At 44.8% G+C, this 19,553-nt stretch carries 23 protein-coding genes; 7 read left to right on the top strand and 16 right to left on the bottom strand.

Annotated elements, in window-relative coordinates:
• The first annotated feature begins 32 nt into the window (after positions 1-32).
• Positions 33-938 carry a poly(R)-hydroxyalkanoic acid synthase subunit PhaE gene (locus F7R24_RS08470; protein WP_168926801.1) on the top strand — a complete coding sequence of 302 codons (906 nt, stop codon included), beginning with the start codon at positions 33-35 and terminating at the stop codon, positions 936-938.
• Positions 935-1,999, top strand: coding sequence for a class III poly(R)-hydroxyalkanoic acid synthase subunit PhaC (phaC, locus tag F7R24_RS08475; protein ID WP_151670820.1), 1,065 nt, complete (start codon positions 935-937; stop codon positions 1,997-1,999). Before F7R24_RS08470 ends, phaC begins: the two co-directional genes overlap by 4 nt.
• A 10-nt stretch (positions 2,000-2,009) precedes the next feature.
• Here the strand turns inward: phaC and phaR are convergent, their stop codons facing one another.
• The 3 genes from phaR to F7R24_RS08490 form a co-directional block, all read right to left on the bottom strand.
• Complete coding sequence (gene phaR, locus F7R24_RS08480; protein ID WP_151670821.1) at positions 2,010-2,552, bottom strand: polyhydroxyalkanoate synthesis repressor PhaR; 543 nt, start codon at positions 2,550-2,552, stop codon at positions 2,010-2,012.
• Between the two features lie 34 nt (positions 2,553-2,586).
• Complete coding sequence (locus F7R24_RS08485; protein ID WP_151670822.1) at positions 2,587-2,862, bottom strand: DUF6489 family protein; 276 nt, start codon at positions 2,860-2,862, stop codon at positions 2,587-2,589.
• A 63-nt stretch (positions 2,863-2,925) separates the two neighbouring features.
• On the bottom strand, positions 2,926-4,077 hold the full coding sequence (locus tag F7R24_RS08490; RefSeq protein ID WP_151670823.1) for an MFS transporter: 1,152 nt from the start codon (positions 4,075-4,077) through the stop codon (positions 2,926-2,928).
• A gap of 276 nt (positions 4,078-4,353) precedes the next feature.
• On the opposite strand from F7R24_RS08490, the gene F7R24_RS08495 reads away from it, so the two are divergent.
• The 4 genes from F7R24_RS08495 (at position 4,354) to F7R24_RS08510 (ending at position 7,831) form a co-directional block, all read left to right on the top strand.
• Positions 4,354-5,379 (top strand): TRAP transporter substrate-binding protein, encoded by a 1,026-nt coding sequence (locus tag F7R24_RS08495; RefSeq protein WP_151670824.1) that lies wholly within the window; start codon positions 4,354-4,356, stop codon positions 5,377-5,379.
• A gap of 87 nt (positions 5,380-5,466) precedes the next feature.
• On the top strand, positions 5,467-6,042 hold the full coding sequence (locus F7R24_RS08500) for a TRAP transporter small permease (protein ID WP_151670825.1): 576 nt from the start codon (positions 5,467-5,469) through the stop codon (positions 6,040-6,042).
• Positions 6,043-6,064: 22 nt separating this feature from the next.
• Positions 6,065-7,348: a TRAP transporter large permease gene (locus F7R24_RS08505; protein WP_151670826.1), complete on the top strand. Its 1,284-nt coding sequence runs from the start codon at positions 6,065-6,067 to the stop codon at positions 7,346-7,348.
• A 42-nt stretch (positions 7,349-7,390) separates the two neighbouring features.
• Positions 7,391-7,831 (top strand): universal stress protein, encoded by a 441-nt coding sequence (locus tag F7R24_RS08510; RefSeq protein WP_151670827.1) that lies wholly within the window; start codon positions 7,391-7,393, stop codon positions 7,829-7,831.
• 10 nt (positions 7,832-7,841) lie between these two features.
• Here the strand turns inward: F7R24_RS08510 and F7R24_RS08515 are convergent, their stop codons facing one another.
• The 8 genes from F7R24_RS08515 to aroC form a co-directional block, all read right to left on the bottom strand.
• Positions 7,842-8,996, bottom strand: coding sequence for a sulfate/molybdate ABC transporter ATP-binding protein (locus tag F7R24_RS08515; protein ID WP_151670828.1), 1,155 nt, complete (start codon positions 8,994-8,996; stop codon positions 7,842-7,844).
• Complete coding sequence (cysW, locus tag F7R24_RS08520) at positions 8,993-9,850, bottom strand: sulfate ABC transporter permease subunit CysW (protein WP_151670829.1); 858 nt, start codon at positions 9,848-9,850, stop codon at positions 8,993-8,995. Before cysW ends, F7R24_RS08515 begins: the two co-directional genes overlap by 4 nt.
• 10 nt (positions 9,851-9,860) lie before the next feature.
• The gene (cysT, locus tag F7R24_RS08525; protein ID WP_151670830.1) at positions 9,861-10,718 is read right to left on the bottom strand and encodes a sulfate/thiosulfate ABC transporter permease CysT; all 858 of its coding nucleotides are present in this window, start codon (positions 10,716-10,718) and stop codon (positions 9,861-9,863) included.
• Between the two features lie 23 nt (positions 10,719-10,741).
• Positions 10,742-11,752 carry a thiosulfate ABC transporter substrate-binding protein CysP gene (gene cysP / locus F7R24_RS08530; RefSeq protein WP_151670831.1) on the bottom strand — a complete coding sequence of 337 codons (1,011 nt, stop codon included), beginning with the start codon at positions 11,750-11,752 and terminating at the stop codon, positions 10,742-10,744.
• 142 nt (positions 11,753-11,894) lie between these two features.
• A complete protein-coding gene (locus tag F7R24_RS08535; RefSeq protein ID WP_151670832.1) occupies positions 11,895-12,413 on the bottom strand; it encodes a hypothetical protein in 519 nt (172 codons plus the stop codon).
• Positions 12,414-12,498: 85 nt separating this feature from the next.
• Positions 12,499-13,350 (bottom strand): polyamine aminopropyltransferase, encoded by an 852-nt coding sequence (gene speE / locus F7R24_RS08540; RefSeq protein WP_151670833.1) that lies wholly within the window; start codon positions 13,348-13,350, stop codon positions 12,499-12,501.
• Positions 13,347-13,793 carry an adenosylmethionine decarboxylase gene (gene speD, locus F7R24_RS08545; RefSeq protein ID WP_168926802.1) on the bottom strand — a complete coding sequence of 149 codons (447 nt, stop codon included), beginning with the start codon at positions 13,791-13,793 and terminating at the stop codon, positions 13,347-13,349. The genes speE and speD overlap by 4 nt, the downstream gene beginning before the upstream one ends.
• Before the next feature lie 49 nt (positions 13,794-13,842).
• Positions 13,843-14,934: a chorismate synthase gene (aroC, locus tag F7R24_RS08550; protein WP_151670835.1), complete on the bottom strand. Its 1,092-nt coding sequence runs from the start codon at positions 14,932-14,934 to the stop codon at positions 13,843-13,845.
• 90 nt (positions 14,935-15,024) lie between these two features.
• Here aroC and F7R24_RS08555 point away from each other — a divergent pair, with 90 nt between their 5' ends.
• Entirely contained in the window at positions 15,025-15,591 is a 567-nt protein-coding gene (locus F7R24_RS08555; protein ID WP_151670836.1) for a Smr/MutS family protein, read from the top strand.
• On the opposite strand, the gene F7R24_RS08560 is transcribed toward F7R24_RS08555, so the two are convergent.
• The 5 genes from F7R24_RS08560 to F7R24_RS08580 form a co-directional block, all read right to left on the bottom strand.
• On the bottom strand, positions 15,588-16,442 hold the full coding sequence (locus F7R24_RS08560; protein WP_151670837.1) for a patatin-like phospholipase family protein: 855 nt from the start codon (positions 16,440-16,442) through the stop codon (positions 15,588-15,590). The two genes, F7R24_RS08555 and F7R24_RS08560, sit on opposite strands and share 4 nt — an antisense overlap.
• A 4-nt stretch (positions 16,443-16,446) precedes the next feature.
• A complete protein-coding gene (locus F7R24_RS08565) occupies positions 16,447-17,334 on the bottom strand; it encodes a DUF4892 domain-containing protein (RefSeq protein ID WP_151670838.1) in 888 nt (295 codons plus the stop codon).
• A gap of 72 nt (positions 17,335-17,406) precedes the next feature.
• On the bottom strand, positions 17,407-18,252 hold the full coding sequence (locus F7R24_RS08570) for an alpha/beta fold hydrolase (protein ID WP_151670839.1): 846 nt from the start codon (positions 18,250-18,252) through the stop codon (positions 17,407-17,409).
• Complete coding sequence (locus F7R24_RS08575; RefSeq protein WP_151670840.1) at positions 18,252-19,313, bottom strand: NAD(P)H-dependent glycerol-3-phosphate dehydrogenase; 1,062 nt, start codon at positions 19,311-19,313, stop codon at positions 18,252-18,254. The genes F7R24_RS08570 and F7R24_RS08575 overlap by 1 nt, the downstream gene beginning before the upstream one ends.
• A gap of 15 nt (positions 19,314-19,328) precedes the next feature.
• Entirely contained in the window at positions 19,329-19,553 is a 225-nt protein-coding gene (locus F7R24_RS08580; RefSeq protein WP_151670841.1) for a hypothetical protein, read from the bottom strand.

Below are 19,553 nucleotides of genomic sequence, written 5' to 3' on the forward strand. Positions count from 1 at the left end.
CCAATAAGACTGCGTAATAGATGGAGCGAATTGTGACCGACGACCTGCAAGCAACTATTCGGCGCTGGCTTACGCTTTTTAGCGAACACAGCCCCACAGCTGAGTTGCCAGATTGGTCTGAGCTTATGCAATCACTTCAGCAACAGGGATGGCAAGAATTACCCGATCAGCATGCTGAACTACTGGCTGTAATGACCCAAGAATCGATCGAATTTACACGTTTTGCGGGTCAACTTGTTCAGCAACAGGATCAGATAGAGGCCGCCAGTTTTTTTAAAGACTTTCATCAGCATATTAACCGCCTTTCAGATGACTTGATCCTCAAGCGATGGTTATTGCCTGAACAATTAGGCTCAATCATTAAAACGCGTTATTGGGACTCTTCAACTGGAATAGAGATGCCTTGGCTTAAAATGCTGAGTGGATTCACTAACCTGCCACAGATGGATATCCCATTTTCTCAGCAAACGGCCTACCGTGAATTTACAAAGCTTATCAATGAGCATCAACAAGCATTTCAGGATTACACGGATCATTATTCACACATCAATTCGAAGGCCATCAATCAACTTTCTGAGGCGATTGAGCAAAGTGAGCAACAAATATCCAGTCTAAAAGAGCTACATCGACTCTGGGTAGATGCTTATGAAATAAGCTATGCAGAGCGGGTTGCCACTCATGAATACCAACTGGCTCATGGAAAAATCAGCAACACCTTGATGCAACTGAAGCTTTGGTTTCAGGAACAGCGTAATCGCTATCTAACCCAACTCGGCATTGCTTCGGAAGCTTCATTGAATCTAGCCTTTGAAAAAATTCATGCGTTAACCAAACAGGTTCGCCAATTGGAACACCTTCAACAGCAAACCCTGTCGCTGACACGTGATATTGAGGCCATTAAACAACAGCTTAGTCCTTCAAGGGATCAACAGTCATGAGCAGGATTCGTTTAGATGCTCAACTGCTAAAGAAAGAGGTTAAGGAATTCAATACACAACTGCTTGAAAGCTACCAAGTCCTCAAACGTATTGCACCTGTTGAGATAGGCCAAACGCCAGCGCAAACGTTACTGCAACTCGATAAAATGCGTCTTCAGTATTATGCTCCTGAACATCTCAATCCGGACACTCCTGCTCTTTTGATTTGTTACGCCTTAGTCAATCGACCCTATATGATCGATTTGACACCCGAACGCTCGTTATTAAAAAAGCTTCTAGATAAAGGTATTGCTATCTATTTAGTTGACTGGGGCTATCCAGACGCATCGGATCGCTTTTTAGATCTCGATGATTATATCAATCACTACCTTGATCGCTGTGTTGATAAGGCCTGTGAGCACGCTCAAGTAGATCAGATGAACTTAATGGGTATTTGCCAAGGTGGGACTTTCAGCCTTTGCTACACAGCGTTACATGCTCAAAAGATTTCTCGATTAATTACCTTAGTAACACCCGTTGATTTTCACACACCAGACTTCACGCTAAGCAATCTAGCGCGTCACGTTGATGTTGATTTAGCCGTCGCCACTTATGGCAATATACCCGGCACATTATTGAACGAAACCTATCAATCTTTGATGCCGATGCGGTTAGGTATGCAAAAAAACTTAGACCTGCCATTCTCTTTAGCGGATCAAAGTAATGCGGTGACCTTCTTAAGTATGGAGAAATGGATACAAGACAGTCCCGATCAAGCAGGAAAGGCATTTAGCGAATTTATCAAAGACTTTTTTCAGCAGAACCGTCTCGTTAACGATACACTAAAGATAGGTGATCAGCCTGTCAGGCTCGCTAGTATTACCCAACCCATTCTGAATATTTATGCTACTCAAGATCATCTTGTTCCGCCTTCGTCATCAAAAGCATTACAAGGGCTGACCTCGACTCGTTTCTATCGAGAGAAAAGCATTGAATCAGGGCATATCGGGATTTTTGTCAGTAGTAAGCAAGGAAACCAGCTCTCCGATGCGATTGGGAACTGGTTACATCAGGACGTTTAAGTAACGAACCCTACTCTTTAGGCCTACCGGTACGTCGACGAGTTGTTTTAGCCGCTTCAGTTACTGTTGGCTCTTCAGTAGCCGCATCAGCTTTCTGAGTTGAGGGGTCAAATGATGACTTACCTTCACCCTTAACAGGGCTGAACATTTTCCACATAGCCAAATTTTGATCCGCGATGCGATTCATCATGGTTAATGGGTTAGCAGCCCCAATCATATTTTGCATTTGATCTCGAATAAGATCCTGATGTTCAAGAAAAGCGCCAATACTTTGCTCCAAATACTGACTCATCATCCCTTGCATACTATCGCCATAAAAACGAATCAACTGCTGCAGCACCTGATTGGTTAACAACGTACCGTGGCCATCACCCTCTTGCTCACTGATAATTTGCATCAGTATATTCCGCGTTAAGTCTTGACCAGACTTTGAATCCAGCACTTGAAAAGGCTCTGAATTAAGAACCAACTCTTTAACATCCTCCAAAGTGACATAACAACTTCTGGAGGTATCATACAAACGCCTATTGGTATACTTTCTCAGGATACGCATACTGCTCTCCTTTTTCTTAATGGTCATCTGTACTTCATTCCTCAGTTCCGTCTTTGTCTGCGCCTTTGTAAGTAGGGCGCGAATATTGGTTCATCAATCCAAAAATAAGTTTTTGAAAGCCTTCCACTGTTCCGACACTGGAAGTTAAAAAAGGTTTAAAAAGGGTCACAGGATCATAGCCTTCTACGCCTTGATGCATTCGTTCACGAATAGTATTGATCATTTCGTCATGTAAAGAAGACACATCTGGCAAGCCAAGACTTTCTCTTAGCTCCTCCGGTGTCATTTCAATATCGATTGTAAACTTCATCGCTTTCCCCTTAGGATTGCAAGACACCTGTAATACATACAAGGATATAACACTTTACCGAAGTTAATCCAGTTGCTTAAATCGATCAGGATAGATCCAAAAATAAGCTATCACAAAAGCAATTAGACTAACGCTCGCTGCCACTATAAATGTAACGCCTCCTCCCCAACTTGCCCAAAACATTCCTGAAAATAGAGCACCCGCAGCACCTCCGGCTCCAAAGCCTGCACTGGCAAACAAGGCCTGCCCTCTTCCTTGTGTGTTCTGACTAAAGTAATGATAGACCAAAGCAATTCCCACGGCATGTAAGCTGCCAAAACTGGCTGCATGCAGTAGCTGCGCAAAAAGCAATATCGGTAATGAGTCAGCAAAAAAAGCAATCAAGAACCAGCGTAAAGCACAAAGCAATACACTGATCAACAACAGCAGTCTTAAACTGTGACGTTTAAATAACATGGGCATGATAATAAATAACAAAACTTCAGCTACCACACCCACTGCCCAAAGCTGTCCAATTTGACTTCGACTATACCCCAAATCCTGCAACATAACGCTGTAAAAGGTGTAATAAGGACCGTGACTGAACTGTACCAAAAAGAATACCAGTAAAAACACTTGAACTTGTGGGATACAAAGAATATTGCGCAGACTTTTTGATGTACGCTCCTTTGAAGGCCCCATCGATGGAGCGGGTACCACCAATGTATTCAGCCAAATCAACACCATTAACACCAGAGCAACAGCGGGCAACCATCGAATATCAATCAGATCAAGCAACATCCCCGTTCCTAAGACGGCGACCACAAAACCAATAGATCCCCATAACCGAATACGACTATATTTATCGCGGGAAGAACCGAGATGCTGAAGTGTTAATACCTCAAACTGCGGCAATACTGCATTCCAAAAAAAACTAAATAACAGCATGACTAACCCAATGCCTAAAGCAGAGGTTTGCCAAAAAATAGCAATAAAGACTATCCAGGTGAGGCAAGCTCCCCAACGAACAATGCGCAATCGTTGACCTGTGTGATCTGCCAACCAACCCCAAACATTTGGCGCGATAACACGCGAAAGATGCAGCAACGCCATCAGTACACCAATCACTTGAACAGACAGGCCGAACGACTGCAAGTAAAGGCTCCAATATGGAACTAAAGAACCTAATAATGCGAAATAGAAAAGATAAAACCCAGACAATCTGACGTATGGCATGCTCACCTAATCAAACAATTACATTCATGATAATTCCGATAAATATTTAAAAAAATAATAATAAGCTATTTTCTTATATATAACAAAAATTTAAACGATGCCATCCGAAAAATTTCCCAACAAGCTATAAATTTTATCTGCAATTAACTTGCAGAATTTGAAGCATTTTGCCACGCTGAATAAGGTGTCCATAAATTTTATTGGCATGACTCTACAGTATAGACGTCATGGAGCGATTGGAATTCGTTCCACTTTAAACCCAGCGAGGAGCAAAAGATGACCTTGAAAAAAAGACTGGCAACTGCCGTAGCCGGCGCACTTATAACCAGCATGGTAGGTTTCAGTTCTGCTGCAATGGCAGCCAACTGGCGTTACGCTCATGAAGAATTTGAAGGGGATGTGCAAGACGTATTCGCTCACAAATTTAAAGAGTATGTTGAAGAAAACTCTAACAACACCGTACAAATATTTCGCTTTGGTGAGCTCGGTGAGTCGGATGACATCATGGAGCAAACCCAGATGGGGATTCTTCAATTTGTAAACCAATCTCCTGGGTTCACAGGCTCTTTGATCCCAGAAGCACAAATTTTCTTTATTCCTTATCTACTTCCAGTTAATGACGAAGACATCATCGATTTCTTTAAAACCAGTGTCGCTATTAACGAAATGTTCCCCGAGTTGTATGCAGAGCAAGGGTTAGAACTGCTTAAAATGTATCCAGAGGGAGAGATGGTTGTTACGGCAGATACGCCGGTTCGAACACCAGAAGAGTTCCGCGGAAAGAACATCCGCACCATGACCAACCCATTGCTTTCAGAGACCTATCGTGCTTTTGGTGCAACACCGACTCCTCTGCCATGGGGTGAAGTCTACGGTGGTCTTCAGACCAATATTATCCAAGGTCAGGAAAATCCAATTTTTTGGATACAGTCAGGCGGACTCTATGAAGTATCCCCTAACTTGATCTTTACCGGTCATGGTCAATTCACCACGGCATTAATGGCGAACCAAGATTTCTACAACAATCTTTCTGCTGAAGATCAGCAGTTAGTGCAAGACGCAACTGAATTTGCCTTCGAGTACATCACCGAATATGTGCCAGGTTTAAGCGAGGAGATGCTAGAGAAAATTCTTGAATCTAAACCTGATGTGACGGTAACTCGCTTAACCGATGAAGAGCGTCAAGCATTCATTGAGCGCGCACCGCGTGTTGAAGAGCGCTTTATAGAAATGACAGGCGAGCGAGGCGAAGCCCTGCTTGAGCAGTTTAAAGCAGATTTAGAACCCTATCGTTCACAGTAATCCTTATCTGTGAACTAAATGGTCAGCGGTGGCCTCTCTGCCGCTGACTTTTCAAGGATAGACCTGACTGCACTTGGAGAGACTTCAATGAAGGATGACCTTCTTGATTCGCACATTTCAGGATTACCTGGATTCTTGGGCGTTATAGATTCAGGCATCAGCCGTATAGAATCCTTTATTCTTGCTGCCGGTGTTTTGTTAATGGCACTGAATACCGTCGCTAATGTTATCGGTCGATTTGTATTTGGTGAAAGTCTATTCTTTGCCGAAGAAGTCAATCGAATACTGATCGTGATGATTACCTTTGCAGGTTTGGGTTATGCAGCGCGTCACGGTAGACATATTCGCATGTCGGCACTGTACGATGCACTACCCACCAAAGCACGCCGTATTTTGATGATATTCATTGCCTTGATCACTTCGGGCACGATGTTTTTTCTGTGCTATTACTCTTACACCTATATTCTTAGCATTTATAACACCGGTCGTGTATTACCCACGATGGGTATCCCTCTATACCTGATGTATGTCTGGGTTCCGATCGGCTTTACCATCACCGGTATTCAATACCTGCTTACCGCTATCAAAAACCTGACCTCACGTGATGTGTATCTCTCAACACACGTGGTCGATGGCTACGAAGACACCGAAACAGAAGTCTAAGACCCGATAAAAGGATAATGCTATGACTACCATTATGCTGGCAACCATGATCATTCTTCTATTGCTGGGGTTCCCGATGATGATCCCTTTGATCATGGCAGCATTGGTCGGCTTTTATATGACCTTTGATAGCTTTGCACAAATGAACATTATGATTCAGCAGATGATGGGTGGAATACGACCGACTGCCTTAATTGCAGTGCCAATGTTTATTCTAGCGGCTGATATTATGACTAGGGGTCAATCTGCCAACAGACTCATCGGTATGGTAATGGCCTTTATTGGCCATATCAAAGGTGGCCTTGCTGTGAGTACGGCCGCTTCCTGTACTTTGTTTGGCGCGGTTTCCGGATCCACTCAAGCGACTGTTGTGGCGGTTGGTTCCCCCTTACGTCCGAAGCTGTTAAAAGCAGGATATAAAGATTCATTCACCTTAGCGCTCATCATTAATTCCAGCGATATCGCTTTTCTGATCCCTCCCAGTATCGGCATGATTATTTATGGTGTTATTACCGGCACCTCAATCGGGGAATTATTTATCGCTGGCGTCGGTCCTGGCTTACTAATTTTAGCGATGTTTTCTGCCTATTGTATCGCTTACGCCTATAGGCATAACGTACCGACCGAACCTAAAAGCACATGGAAAGAACGCCTGATAGCCATCAAAGATGCGTTATGGCCTTTAGGCTTCCCAGTGATTATCGTTGGTGGGATCTACGGTGGTATTTTCAGCCCAACAGAGGCAGCAGCTGCCTGTGTACTTTATGCTGTAATTCTTGAATTCATTGTTTTCCGCTCATTAAAAGCAGCGGATATCTACAAAATAGCAAAATCCACTGGCTTAATTACCGCAGTCGTATTCATTCTTGTCGCAGTCGGCAATGGATTCTCATGGATTATCTCTTTTGCGCAAATCCCGCAAGCCATCTTGGGGGGCTTAGGCATAGATCAAGCGGGTCCCATTGGCGTGCTTTTTGCGATTGCCATCGCCTTCTTTATTGCCTGCATGTTTGTCGACCCTATCGTAGTAATCTTGGTACTGACACCGATTTTTGCTCCTGCAATCGCCTCTACAGGACTTGACCCCGTTCATGTGGGTATTTTGATTACCCTGATGGTGGCAATCGGGTCAGCGACACCGCCTTTTGGCTGCGACATCTTTACTGCAATAGCGATCTTCAAACGCCCCTACTGGGAAGTGATAAGAGGAACGCCACCGTTTGTATTAATGCTAGTGATAGCCTCGGTATTGATCATTTTCTTCCCTCAAATAGCGTTATTCTTGCGAGACTTAGCCTTTAGATAAGGCTAGGTATAATTCTTTTACAACGACAGCTGGGAGATTGATGTGTTCAAAAAAATTCTAGTCGCAGTGGATGGTTCTGAAGGTGCTTTAAAAGCACTAGAAAAGGCGGTTGACCTTCAAAAACTAACTGATGCAGAAATATATCTGATTTGTGTGTTTAAACATCACAGTTTATTTGAAGCATCCTTATCTATGGTCAGACCTGACAATGTTCAAATACCTGATCAGGCATTGAAAGAATATGCCACCGATGTGGTCAACCACGCACGTGAACATTCCAAGCTATTAGGGGCGAAGAAGGTTCGTGCTTTCGTCAAGAGCGGCAGACCTTCCAAAACGATCGTAAAGTTTGCCAAAGAGAAAGAAGTTGATTTGATTGTCGTCGGAACGCGCGGCACCAATGGCGACGTTGAGGGCTACTTTTTAGGCAGCGTCTCTCAACGTGTCGCCAGTCGTGCTAAGTGCCCAACACTTGTCGTTTAAGGGCAGTGATTTAGGCACTAGCAAATAAAGAAACAACGCTAGACCTCGCACCTACCACTGGAGATTGCTGTGCTTGTGACCATTGAATCAACTCAGGCTCTGTTTTGTCCGATGAAAACAGATGACCTACTTCGGGCACTGCATAGCAACGATCACCCCGCATCGGTTGCCAAGCATTATACTCAGCATGGCTGATTCCAACCTCCCAAGGTTCTGGACTACTCCAACCATCGGCTTCCAATTCAACGCGAACTTCAGCACCAATTAAACTGACTGCACTGACCTTTAATGGTAAATGTGCAGTGGGTGATGGTTGAGTTTGCAATTTGACTTCGTGTGGACGGAAATAGCATTCGACTGCTTTAGCATTCGGATGACCATTAAGAGTAATCCAAGCATCACCTTGTGAAAGGCGCCCTTGATTCACGTCACCTTGTAAAACGTTGATATGTCCTAAAAAGCCTAATACAAAACGGCTATCTGGTTGAGCGTAAAGAGTTTGAGGTGTGTCGACTTGCTCAATTTTACCTGCACTCATGACAACCACTTGATCAGATAATTCCAATGCCTCTTCCTGATCATGGGTGACAAAGACACTGGTGAAGTGAAGTTCATCATGCAAATTGCGCAACCATCGGCGTAAATCTTTACGCACCTTGGCATCCAATGCGCCAAAGGGTTCATCTAGCAACAATACTTGAGGTTGCATAGCCAGTGCCCTAGCTAGCGCAACACGTTGTTTTTGCCCACCTGATAACTGCGCAGGGTAACGATTGGCCAATTGTCCTAACTGCACCATCTCAAGTAGATCATGTACCCGCTTTTTAATCTCTTTAGCATTAGGTCGCTGCACTTTTGGCATCACTTCTAGGCCAAACGCAATATTTTCAGCAACGGTCATATGGCGAAATAGCGCATAGTGCTGAAACACAAATCCGACTCGTCTATCACGAACATGCACACGGGTGACATCATCGCCATGAAACAAAATACGGCCGGTATCGGCACTTTCCAGCCCAGCTATAATGCGCAATAGCGTTGTTTTTCCAGAACCTGACGGTCCCAACAAACCCACTAATTGACCATCAGGAATTTCCAAGGATAGCGGCTCAAGCGCCTGAAACTTTCCAAAACGCTTGCTGACATTTTCAACCCGAATACTCATATTTCCTCCTCATTCAACGCATGACGTTGACGAGCCTGACGCCATTCAACAAAAGACTTCACAAACAAGGTCAACAGCGCAATACCCGCCAGTAATGATGAACTAGCGAAGGCTCCCACCACGTTATAATCCTGATATAAAAGTTCGACATGCAAAGGCAAAGTGTTAGTTTCACCGCGAATATTGCCAGACACTACTGAAACCGCGCCAAACTCACCCACGGCACGTGCATTGGTCAGCACCACACCATAAATCAAAGCCCATTGAATATTGGGTAAGGTGATACGACGAAACAACTGCCACCCACTCGCACCCAAGGTAACACCGGCTTCCTCTTCCTCTTTACCTTGCTGCTGCATCAACGGAATCAACTCTCGCGCGACAAATGGACAGGTAACAAACACGGTGACCATCAGAATACCCGGCCAAGAGAACATCAACTGAATATCGTGGTCCATCAAACGACTACCAATCCAACCATTTGAGCCATACAGAAGCAGATATAACAACCCTGCTACAACAGGTGACACCGCAAAAGGTATGTCAATTAAGGTAATCAGAAGTTTACGACCTGGGAATTCAAAGCGCGTTACAAGCCAAGCGAGAAAAACACCAAACACTAAGTTAATCGGAACCGTTAAGGCTGCAACAAATAAAGTTAGACCGATGGCATGCAATGTAAAACGATCAGTCACATTGGCAATGTAGCTTTCTAAACCACCGGAAAAGGCTTGCGCGAAAATGGCAAATAAAGGTACCAGCAGCAGCAAGGTGACGAGTGATAGTGCCAAGGTGATTAAGGACCACTTAACCCAAGGCTGATCACCGATACGAAGATGTGCAGAGGTTCGCATAGTTAAACCCTTATCGACCGTGAATCCGGCGTAAATAGAAAGCTTGCCAGATATTAATTAAGAACAGCAAAATCAACGAAGCTAACAGAACCACCGATGCAATCGCACTGGCAGCTGCATAATCAAATTCTTGTAATCGAATAAAAATCATTAAACTGGTAATTTCACTGACATAAGGCATATTGCCAGCGATAAAGATAACCGCTCCAAACTCACCAAGGCTGCGCGTAAATGATAAGGCGATACCCGTTAATAGTGCCGGCCATAGACTTGGGAAAATCACCCGCCTAAACACCGTTAAATCTGATCCACCCATACTGATGGCAGCTTCTTCATCTTCGACAGCCAAATCTTCAAGCACTGGCTGAACGGTTCTGACCACAAAAGGAAGGCTAGTAAAGGACATCGCGACAATAATCCCTAGGGGAGTAAAGGCCACTTTTATCCCTGCCTCAGCAAGGATAGATCCGTACCAACCGTTTTCAGCGAAGAGCGCAGATAGGGTGATTCCCGCAACTGCGGTGGGTAATGCAAAAGGAAGATCCATTAAGGCATCAACAATTCGCTTTCCCGGAAACTCATAACGCACCAGTACCCAAGCTAAAAGTAAACCCACTACTCCATTGAAAGCTGAAGCCCACGCAGCAGCCCACAGAGTTACTTTATACGAAGCCACTACTCGTGGATCACTGATGACTGACCAATACTCGTTCCATGACATGCCTGCTGTTTGCAGCAAAAGTCCGGTAATCGGTAGCAGTAATATCAAACTGATAAACAGTAATGAGATACCAAGGCTCAAGGCAAACCCCGGCAAGACACGCTTGCTGGGGTTTAATGAGATGGCTGATGTGATCGCCAGTGACATAGTGGGTTACTTTCCTTATCCGCTTATCGACGCTGAAGTTGATCTAGTTTGCCGCCGCTAGCAAAGTGAACCTCCATCGCGCTATCCCAACTACCTGCGATCTGCTCAATAGTCAGAAGCTCTACTTCAGGAAATTGTTCAGAAAACTCTTGCTGAACAACTTCGTTATGAACTCGATAATTGAATCCAGCCAACAATCGTTGAGCGTCTTCAGAATAAAGTTCTTCAAGATAGGCTCTGGCTAGCTCTAAGTTACCGTTTCGCTGAGCATGACGCTCTACAACAGCGACTGGAAACTCAGCCAAGAAACTTACTTTAGGCACAACCACTTCAAAGTTTTGATCTGGGAACTCAGCCAAAATATTGTTTACTTCAGATTCAAATGTGATCAGCACATCACCAATACCACGCTCAACAAAGGTAGTGGTTGCACCACGACCGCCAGTGTCGAACACTGCAACTCGGTTTAAAAAGGTTCTAACAAAGCTGTCGATAGCGTCTTGATCTTCAGGAAAAGCCTGTTGAGCATAGCCATACGCAGCTAGGTAGGTATAACGACCATTACCAGAGGTTTTAGGATTGGGAAAAACACTACTGACATCTTCATGCGCAAGATCATCCCAGTTTTGAATATTTTTAGGATTACCTTCACGAACTAAGTAAGCCATGGTTGAGTAATAGGGAGAACTGGCATTAGGCAACTGCTCACGCCAATCTGCAGGTACCAACTTACCTCGTTGATGCAGAATATCGATATCTGTGACTTGATTGAAGGTCACAACATCGGCACGTAAGCCTTCAATGATCGCCTGAGCCTGACGAGAAGAACCGCCATGAGATTGACGAATTTCAACGGTTTGACCAGTTTTTTCTTGCCAGTATTGTGCAAAGTGTTCGTTATAACTCGCGAACAACTCACGTGCGATATCATAAGAGGAGTTCAGTAGTGATTGATCCGATGCTTGAACCTGAGAGACACCCAGACCCAGCACAATGGCAGCAACAATCGATTTTGCTTTCTTAAAGGTTTTCATCTTCTTCCCTATATTCCTAAAATCTATAAAAGACATTAATTTATGGGAAAGAAGATTATATCAACACGTTAGTTATAACAATAATTTTATTTATAATATTTTGATATATGCAAATTGATCTTCACTCTATGTTCTTTATCACTCACCTCAAAATAGCCTGGGAGATATCGATAACATCTAAAATCGTACCTTGGCCTTGAACGACACGAACAATTTTATCTTCTAACAACAGCCATTCTTCCTCTTGAGTATTTCCTCCGCGACCTGCCCAATGGTTAGGCAAACGAGTCGACTTAGCGTACAAATCGGGCGGGAAAACATCTCCTCTGGCTAATTTCATTTGCCAACCCGGAGGTAAATCCCCTCCTCGTGCTAACTTTTTTTGCAGTCCAGGTGGTATCCGTTTCTGCTCAAAAGTTTGATTTGCTTCCGTAGAAGAGAGCCCAAAATATTCCTCAAGAACACGACGGATAATGGGTTGGTAATCTGCCGAAATATCCTCATTTTGCTGGTGCGCCTTCGGAGCAGATCGCTGATCTGAATTTGCGGGTGCATTTGCAGACCTTCCGCGATCATTGGATGCTGCGGGAGTAAAAGATGGAGGTGATGCTAGTACAGGAAGACTTAAGCTCATCGCTAATAAAAAAAACAAGGGCTTCATATAACCTCACTTAAAAACAGAATTGATAAAGATGAAGTTTACGCTGACTAGGATGAAGCCGAACTGAATGGAAGTTACACTATTGCTATGGTTCTAGTAGATTTTGCACATAGGCGGGTAGATGGAAAGCTGAAGCATGAACCGCTGGCGTGTAATAACGGCAATTTAAGCCCGAAGCTTGATAACGCTGTTGTAGCAAAGAAATATCCAATTTGGATATCTGTAAATCATCACATCCCCAAGCCAAAGCCATGATGCCACCGATGTAGGTAGGAACGGCAACGCCATAAAAACGTGTATCTGTAAAGTAAGGACTTAATCGATGTTGAGTATTGATAAGCTCTTCAGGCTGCATAAACACCACGCCATTTTGAGCAACAAACACGCCATTAGGATTTAATAAACGTTTGCAGCCTTGATAGAACTCACTTGAAAACAGGACTTCGCCTGGTCCTATTGGATCTGTGCAGTCAGAAATGATGACGTCGAAAGGTTCAATGTCTGCCTCACAAACAAATGCCATACCATCAGCAATGTTGATTGTGACTCTAGGGTCATCAAAAGCACCCGCCGAGTGATTTGGAAGAAAGGTTTTACAGAGATCAATAACTGCTTGATCAATTTCAACCTGAACAACCTCTTCAACACTTTGGTGTTTTAGCACTTCACGTAAAATACCGCCATCGCCCCCACCAATGATCAGCACCCTTCGGGCGGCACCAAAGGCCAACATCGGCACATGAACCATCATTTCGTGATAGATGAACTCATCGCGCTCGGTCGTTTGCACGATCCCATCTAAGGCCATGACACGACCAAAGAAGCGATTACGAAAAATGATCAGGTGCTGATGATCTGTTTGCTGTTCGAACAAAAGTTCATCAATACTCAGCGACTGACCATAACCATCACTTAAGGTTTCGGTGAATAGGCTCATACTGACGCACTTAAACTCACGGGCATTCTGCCACGAACATACTCTTGAACATCGACTTTGTTTGGAGAAAAGTAGCGTTCCAGCACGGGAACAGCATCAGCTGGACGGGCATCTCCACACATAAATACATCAAAAGCTGCAAATTCACGTTCCGGCCAGGTATGCACACTAATATGTGACTCGGCTAACACCGCCACACCGGATATGCCACCATTCGGGGTAAAATGATGCAAGTGAATATGCAGGAGTGTCGCACCTGAAGCTTCAACCGCCTCTCTTAAAGCCTCTTCCATATGCTCAAGACTATCGATATTAGAGGCACCAAACAGGTCGATAATCAGATGCATACCTGCAAATTCATAATCATCACGACGAATAAAGAAATCTTTTCGATCTCTGGCAGCGACAGCAGAGCCTATAGGTTTGCTCTGATGTTGTTGCATCCGTTCCTGCGTGCTGTATGTATCGTTAATGTCTTTGATATTCATAACCTTATTTAAGTTTTAACAAATCTGTCTTAACGTCGGCGTTCTGACCACGATGACGCAGCAGATGATCTACTAAGGTCATCGCCATCATCGCTTCGGCAATCGGTGTAGCGCGAATACCGACACAGGGGTCATGGCGTCCTTTTGTGATGACATCGACTGCTTCACCACGATTATTAATACTTTTACCTGGCAGACGCATGCTAGAGGTCGGTTTCAACGCAATATGAGCAATGATATCCTGCCCTGTTGAGATACCACCCAAAATGCCCCCAGCATGGTTAGATAGAAAGCCTTCGGGCGTCATCTCGTCACGATGCTCAGTGCCTTTTTGCGAAACAACCGCAAAGCCATCCCCTATTTCGACACCCTTAACCGCATTAATACTCATTAAAGCATGCGCCAACTCAGCATCTAATCGATCAAAAATAGGCTCTCCCAAGCCAACAGGTACACCCGACGCCACTACCGAAATTCGTGCACCGACTGAATTCCCCTCTTTGCGCAGTGCATCCATGTACTCTGCCATTTTTTCAGCAGCATCAGCATCCGGCGAGAAAAAAGGATTTTCAGAAACCTGATCCCAATCAAACTTTTGTGGATCAATTGCCACGGGGCCTAGTTGAGATAGATAGCCTCGAACGGTCACTCCAAGCTGACTGAGCACTTTCTTAGCAATAGCACCACCCGCCACACGCATGGCGGTTTCACGCGCAGAAGAACGACCACCACCACGATAGTCTCGAAAACCATACTTATGATCATAAACATAATCAGCATGTGCTGGGCGGTAGGTATCTTTAATTTCGGAATAGTCTTTTGAACGTTGATCGGTATTTTCGATCAGTAAACCTATAGGTGTTCCTGTCGTGCGACCTTCAAAGACACCCGAAAGGATTCTGACTTCATCCGCTTCACGTCGTTGTGTCGTATGACGAGAGGTACCTGGTTTGCGACGATCTAAATCAATTTGAAGATCTTCTTCAGTTAATGGAATACCAGGTGGGCAACCATCTACAATGGCCGCCAAAGCGGGTCCGTGGCTTTCACCACAACTGGTAAAAGTGAAAAGTTTGCCGATAGTATTACCAGACATCTGAAGATCCTGTTGTCATTAACCAATTGAATCGCTTAGCATGCGTATGCAAATATACGCTAATATTAAAGAAATTATGACCTAAACGCCATGACAGAGTTTAAACCGACACCCGATGATGAGCTAGATATCGACTTTCAATCACTGATGAAAGACGTCACACGCATCAAATCAGCCCATGCAGACCTAGGACATAAGCCCACATTAAAAAAATCTCCTGATCTTGCCTATCGCAGGCGTATGGCAGAACAGGAACCTGAACAATTTATTGATGGTCTGTCAGCCGAAGTGTCAGAGCTGGTTGAATCAGAAGATGAGCTGTTGTTTGCAACACCCGGTATTCAAATTAGGCGCTTAAAAAAACTGAAGTTAGGACACATTCCATGGGAGCAAGGTCTTGACCTGCATGGATACACCATCGAAGCTGCCAGAAATGAAGTTAGCCGCTTTATTCGAGATGCTCAGCGCCAGCAGGCGCGCTGTGTCTTAATCGTGCATGGCAAAGCGTTTTCTCAAGTGGGTCAAAACCCGGTATTAAAGTCCTATATCAATGACTGGTTAAGACAAATGCCCAGCGTATTAGCCTTTAGCTCTGCCCAACCCCGTGATGGCGGAACCGGCGCCGTGTACGTATTATTGAAAACAGAGAAACGCTAACTAAACTGATCATCCATCAGCACAGGTTTGATTTTACCTCGCGCTTCAAACTGGTCTAGCTGAATCGCTGCAATACGAGAACCTGCATCAATCAACTCATTTGCTCGATGAAACTCGTGGAATCCTGCAATCGATTTGGGAATATGCAATAAGAGATCAGGCTGATAGCCTGCCACTTTATAGCGACTTAACGCGCCATGCAGCACTTCCATTGAACTAACGATGACGCCAATGCGCTGGCTGGCATTAAAGTTTCGTTGCGCCAGCATATGTTGAATTTTTGGCAGTACTTCTGGATCAACATCATCATCTGCGCAGTTAAGGTCTACCGCTAAAATCATATCAGACTCTACGGCAACCGTGGGTATCATTGGCAAAGGGTTGAGTACAGCACCATCGACTAAGATGCGCTCTCCTCTTTGAATCGGAGAGAAGACTCCTGGAACAGCAGAAGAGGCTCGAATAGCCTCAAGTAATGGACCTTCTTGAAACCACACCTCTTTATGACGCGTCAAGTCAGTAGCTACAGCGGTGTAATGGATTGGCAGGTCTTCGATATTAGGGTTACCAATCATTGACTCAATCTTGGCGAAAATCTTATCACCACGGATGGTGCCATGAGAAAAGTGTAAATCCAATAACCTGACGACATCAATCCAGTTCAGGGTCTTCACCCATTTTGTATAAGCATCTAAGCCGCCGGCTGCGTAAAGCCCTCCTACTAAGGCTCCCATCGAACTGCCTGAAATAGACACCACTTCATAACCACGCGATTGCAACTGATGAATGACGCCTATATGCGCATAACCGCGAGCACCACCTGCTCCTAAAACAAGCGATACGCGAGGCATAGTGTTATTCCTCGACTCTAATCACGGTAATGGCATAGTTATCATATCCAAGCACACTTGGTGCTAAGGTTCCTATACCGAACACTGCAACACGATCAGGCATCACACCTGACTGCAATAACTCACTTTCTAAGCGCTGAGCCTCTGCATTACTTTCAGTAAGCCCCGTGTCTCCTGTATTCACACGCTGATGAACCACAATTCGCAGTTTTAGATCCAGATCCTCGTCTAATAAACCCAGCAATTGCTGCAATGTGTTAGGTTCTGCCGCTGACCAACCGGGTAAATCTGCATACCCTAGATCCCGCAACTGCTGCTGCCAAGAAACGTGTTCAGATTCGATCATCTGCTCAGATTCCTGCTCGACGACACTGGGTGCAACATGAATATAATCGATATGTAGATAAGAGCGACCATTTCCGCGACGAACAGCATAGACAGCCATATGACCGGTAGTTAATTCAGCTGCTAAATAAAATTGAGTACTATCTACACCCAGTAAATTGGCATAACCAAACACTTGGTTAGCCCAAAGATTGCTCGCTCCACACTGGCGAGAAGAACATTCAAAAAGAATATTGGCTTGCTGGCGTAATAGTTGATCACGAACATGTTCGAAACCCTGGTCTGGAGTATTACCAGGTGAAAGCTGCCAGGTTCGACGTATCAAGTCTCCGCTTAAGCGCAACTCATTTTGAGTGCGCAATAAGCCCTGAATCCTAGTGATCTGGCTTAATGGAAGTTGATAATCAGGTGTAGCTCTGGCTGACTGGTTGTCTAGCGTTGATAAAGGGAAAGGCTCGAACCAATCAGGTAGCTGATTAGAGGCATGGGTTGGGCTAGCAATGATCAGGGCCGCTAAAATAAATAGCTTGATCAAACGATCATACATGGTGACTCCTTATACGCTTTAAGCGCGCAGATTGTTATTCTGCCATGTTAACTTTCTGGATTGTTGTTCTTATCAATCTTGTAAGTGACGACAAATACGTTTGACTACTTCCGCTACATATCTATCCTCAAGATGCAAATGATGGCCTCCAGGCAAACATTCAACTTCAATATCTGTTACGCATTTTGCTAGCTGATAGGTTTGCTCAGTTGCAATTCCCCTTTCAGCTAGGCACAACAACACGGGTGATTTAATTACCCTCAAGAATTCAGCAACTTGACCTTCCGTTAACCTTAGCACAGACGGCGCAAATAGATAGGGATCAGTATGCCACTGCCATCCAGCATCTGTTTGCGTGATAGCACGCGAAACGAGTGCTTTGGATGCTTCATAGGGTACCGGATACTGACTTTTCGCCCTGACGACGACGGCATCTTCAAAGTGATCATAATAACGTTGAGGTCGCTCAGCGATGCGTTTACGTTGACGCAGCGCCATAGTCATCTGCTGTGGGCTTTGTTCAGCCGGTGTCGTAACAGGGACAAGACCGTCTAGCAGTACTACCGACTTTACCCGTTCAGGAGCAACAGCCGAAAGCAGAGAGGCAATACCAGCACCCATAGAATGTCCGACCAAATGAAATGAATTCAGTTCCAAATAATCAGCTAAGGCCAGCACGTCAGCGACATTATCCCAGACATAATAAGGCGTACCAGCTGGTCGATGATCTGAAAAACCATGACCCGCCAGATCAGGTGCAATCACTTGGTATTCATCAAGTAACGGCGCTAAAGAATAAAAACTGGCTGCATTATCCAGCCAGCCATGTAAGGCGATAATGGGCTCTTTTGCCGGATCACCCCAGATCAACCCTCTCATCTTAAGGTGAGGAAAAAAAGCTCTAAGTTCGTTTGGCATTAGCGATGTATTGATGGATTAATTCCAGAAGTTGCTGCAGCATCTCGTGGCAAGACAAACTCAACGTCACTGCTTTGAGCATTAACCATCATACTGCGGGCTATGTCAGCAACCGGAGCGGCATTAAACACCACTTCATACAAGCCGCTGACCAAAGGCATATAGATATCTTTTTCGATTGCTTTATCGCGCACTTGATGCAGGGTATTGACCCCTTCAGCAACCTCCCCTAGCACGGATACTGCCTCATCTAGGGTTTTGCCCTCACCCAAAGCAAATCCTACCCGAAAATTACGACTCAAAGGTGACATGCAGGTCACAATTAGGTCACCCACACCTGCCAAACCTAAAAAAGTCATCGGATTTGCTCCCATTGAGACAGCAAAACGACTCATTTCAGCCAAGGAACGAGTCATCAACATACTGCGGGTATTTTCGCCCATCCCCAGCGCTGCACTCATGCCAGCGGCAATCGCATAGATATTTTTCAGTGTTCCGCCCAGCTCCACACCATAAGTATCGGTGCTTGCGTAGACACGAAAATAAGGACTGTGCAAAAGCTGCTGGATACGAGTTCGTAACGCTTCGTCTTGGCTTGCAATAACGGTCGCCGTCAGCTGTTTGCGAGCAATCTCTTTAGCAAGATTAGGTCCACTCAACACGCCCACGAGAGCATTCGGTATTTCATCCGCAATGATCTCACTCATGAGGCTAAAGGTTTCTGCTTCGATCCCTTTGGTGGTGCTGATCAACAGCTGCTGATGATTGAGGTAATTAACGGATTGGCGAACCACATCCCGAACCGCATGACTGGGTACGGAAATAAACACCACTTCGGCATTTTCAAGTGCGTAACTGAGCTCTGTTGTCGCCTCTAAATCCTTAGCTAACAAATAGTCAGGGAGGTAACGAGAGTTGCAGCGAGTGGTATTAATCTCGTCCACACGCTCTTGATCTCGCATCCACTGCCTAACGACAATACCTTTCTCTGCCATGATATTGGCAATGACGGTACCAAAACTTCCACCACCTAACACAGCAATATGCGACGCTTGACTCACAGAATTCTCCAGACGTTACTTGGGACGATGTTGATCAAGCGAATCTAACAATCGATCCACTAAACGAAAAATCAAACTAATGATACCGAAGGACAAAATCGCCATTACCACAAAAGCCAGTAATAGCATGGGATCTTGAGTTCGTTGAAAACCTGCAATCCCAACCACCACAAAAAAGGCGCTAACGACAATACCCAAAAGGTTTCTGATTTTGCCTGTACGGTGTTTGTCTTGCTGCAT

Origin of the sequence: Nitrincola schmidtii (assembly GCF_008973715.1) — a bacterium.
GTDB lineage: Bacteria > Pseudomonadota > Gammaproteobacteria > Pseudomonadales > Balneatricaceae > Nitrincola > Nitrincola schmidtii.

Coding starts and splice junctions, on each gene's coding strand:
- F7R24_RS08505 (WP_151670826.1), top strand. CDS start 6,065: ATGACTACCATTATGCTGGCAACCATGATCATTCTTCTATTGCTGGGG.
- F7R24_RS08490 (WP_151670823.1), bottom strand. CDS start 4,077: ATGCCATACGTCAGATTGTCTGGGTTTTATCTTTTCTATTTCGCATTA.
- phaC (WP_151670820.1), top strand. CDS start 935: ATGAGCAGGATTCGTTTAGATGCTCAACTGCTAAAGAAAGAGGTTAAG.
- cysP (WP_151670831.1), bottom strand. CDS start 11,752: ATGAAAACCTTTAAGAAAGCAAAATCGATTGTTGCTGCCATTGTGCTG.
- cysT (WP_151670830.1), bottom strand. CDS start 10,718: ATGTCACTGGCGATCACATCAGCCATCTCATTAAACCCCAGCAAGCGT.
- speD (WP_168926802.1), bottom strand. CDS start 13,793: ATGCAACAACATCAGAGCAAACCTATAGGCTCTGCTGTCGCTGCCAGA.
- F7R24_RS08495 (WP_151670824.1), top strand. CDS start 4,354: ATGACCTTGAAAAAAAGACTGGCAACTGCCGTAGCCGGCGCACTTATA.
- F7R24_RS08565 (WP_151670838.1), bottom strand. CDS start 17,334: ATGTATGATCGTTTGATCAAGCTATTTATTTTAGCGGCCCTGATCATT.
- F7R24_RS08515 (WP_151670828.1), bottom strand. CDS start 8,996: ATGAGTATTCGGGTTGAAAATGTCAGCAAGCGTTTTGGAAAGTTTCAG.
- F7R24_RS08580 (WP_151670841.1), bottom strand. CDS start 19,553: ATGCAGCAAGACAAACACCGTACAGGCAAAATCAGAAACCTTTTGGGT.
- cysW (WP_151670829.1), bottom strand. CDS start 9,850: ATGCGAACCTCTGCACATCTTCGTATCGGTGATCAGCCTTGGGTTAAG.
- F7R24_RS08560 (WP_151670837.1), bottom strand. CDS start 16,442: ATGCCTCGCGTATCGCTTGTTTTAGGAGCAGGTGGTGCTCGCGGTTAT.
- F7R24_RS08555 (WP_151670836.1), top strand. CDS start 15,025: ATGACAGAGTTTAAACCGACACCCGATGATGAGCTAGATATCGACTTT.
- F7R24_RS08570 (WP_151670839.1), bottom strand. CDS start 18,252: ATGCCAAACGAACTTAGAGCTTTTTTTCCTCACCTTAAGATGAGAGGG.
- F7R24_RS08485 (WP_151670822.1), bottom strand. CDS start 2,862: ATGAAGTTTACAATCGATATTGAAATGACACCGGAGGAGCTAAGAGAA.
- speE (WP_151670833.1), bottom strand. CDS start 13,350: ATGAGCCTATTCACCGAAACCTTAAGTGATGGTTATGGTCAGTCGCTG.
- phaR (WP_151670821.1), bottom strand. CDS start 2,552: ATGCGTATCCTGAGAAAGTATACCAATAGGCGTTTGTATGATACCTCC.
- F7R24_RS08535 (WP_151670832.1), bottom strand. CDS start 12,413: ATGAAGCCCTTGTTTTTTTTATTAGCGATGAGCTTAAGTCTTCCTGTA.
- F7R24_RS08500 (WP_151670825.1), top strand. CDS start 5,467: ATGAAGGATGACCTTCTTGATTCGCACATTTCAGGATTACCTGGATTC.
- aroC (WP_151670835.1), bottom strand. CDS start 14,934: ATGTCTGGTAATACTATCGGCAAACTTTTCACTTTTACCAGTTGTGGT.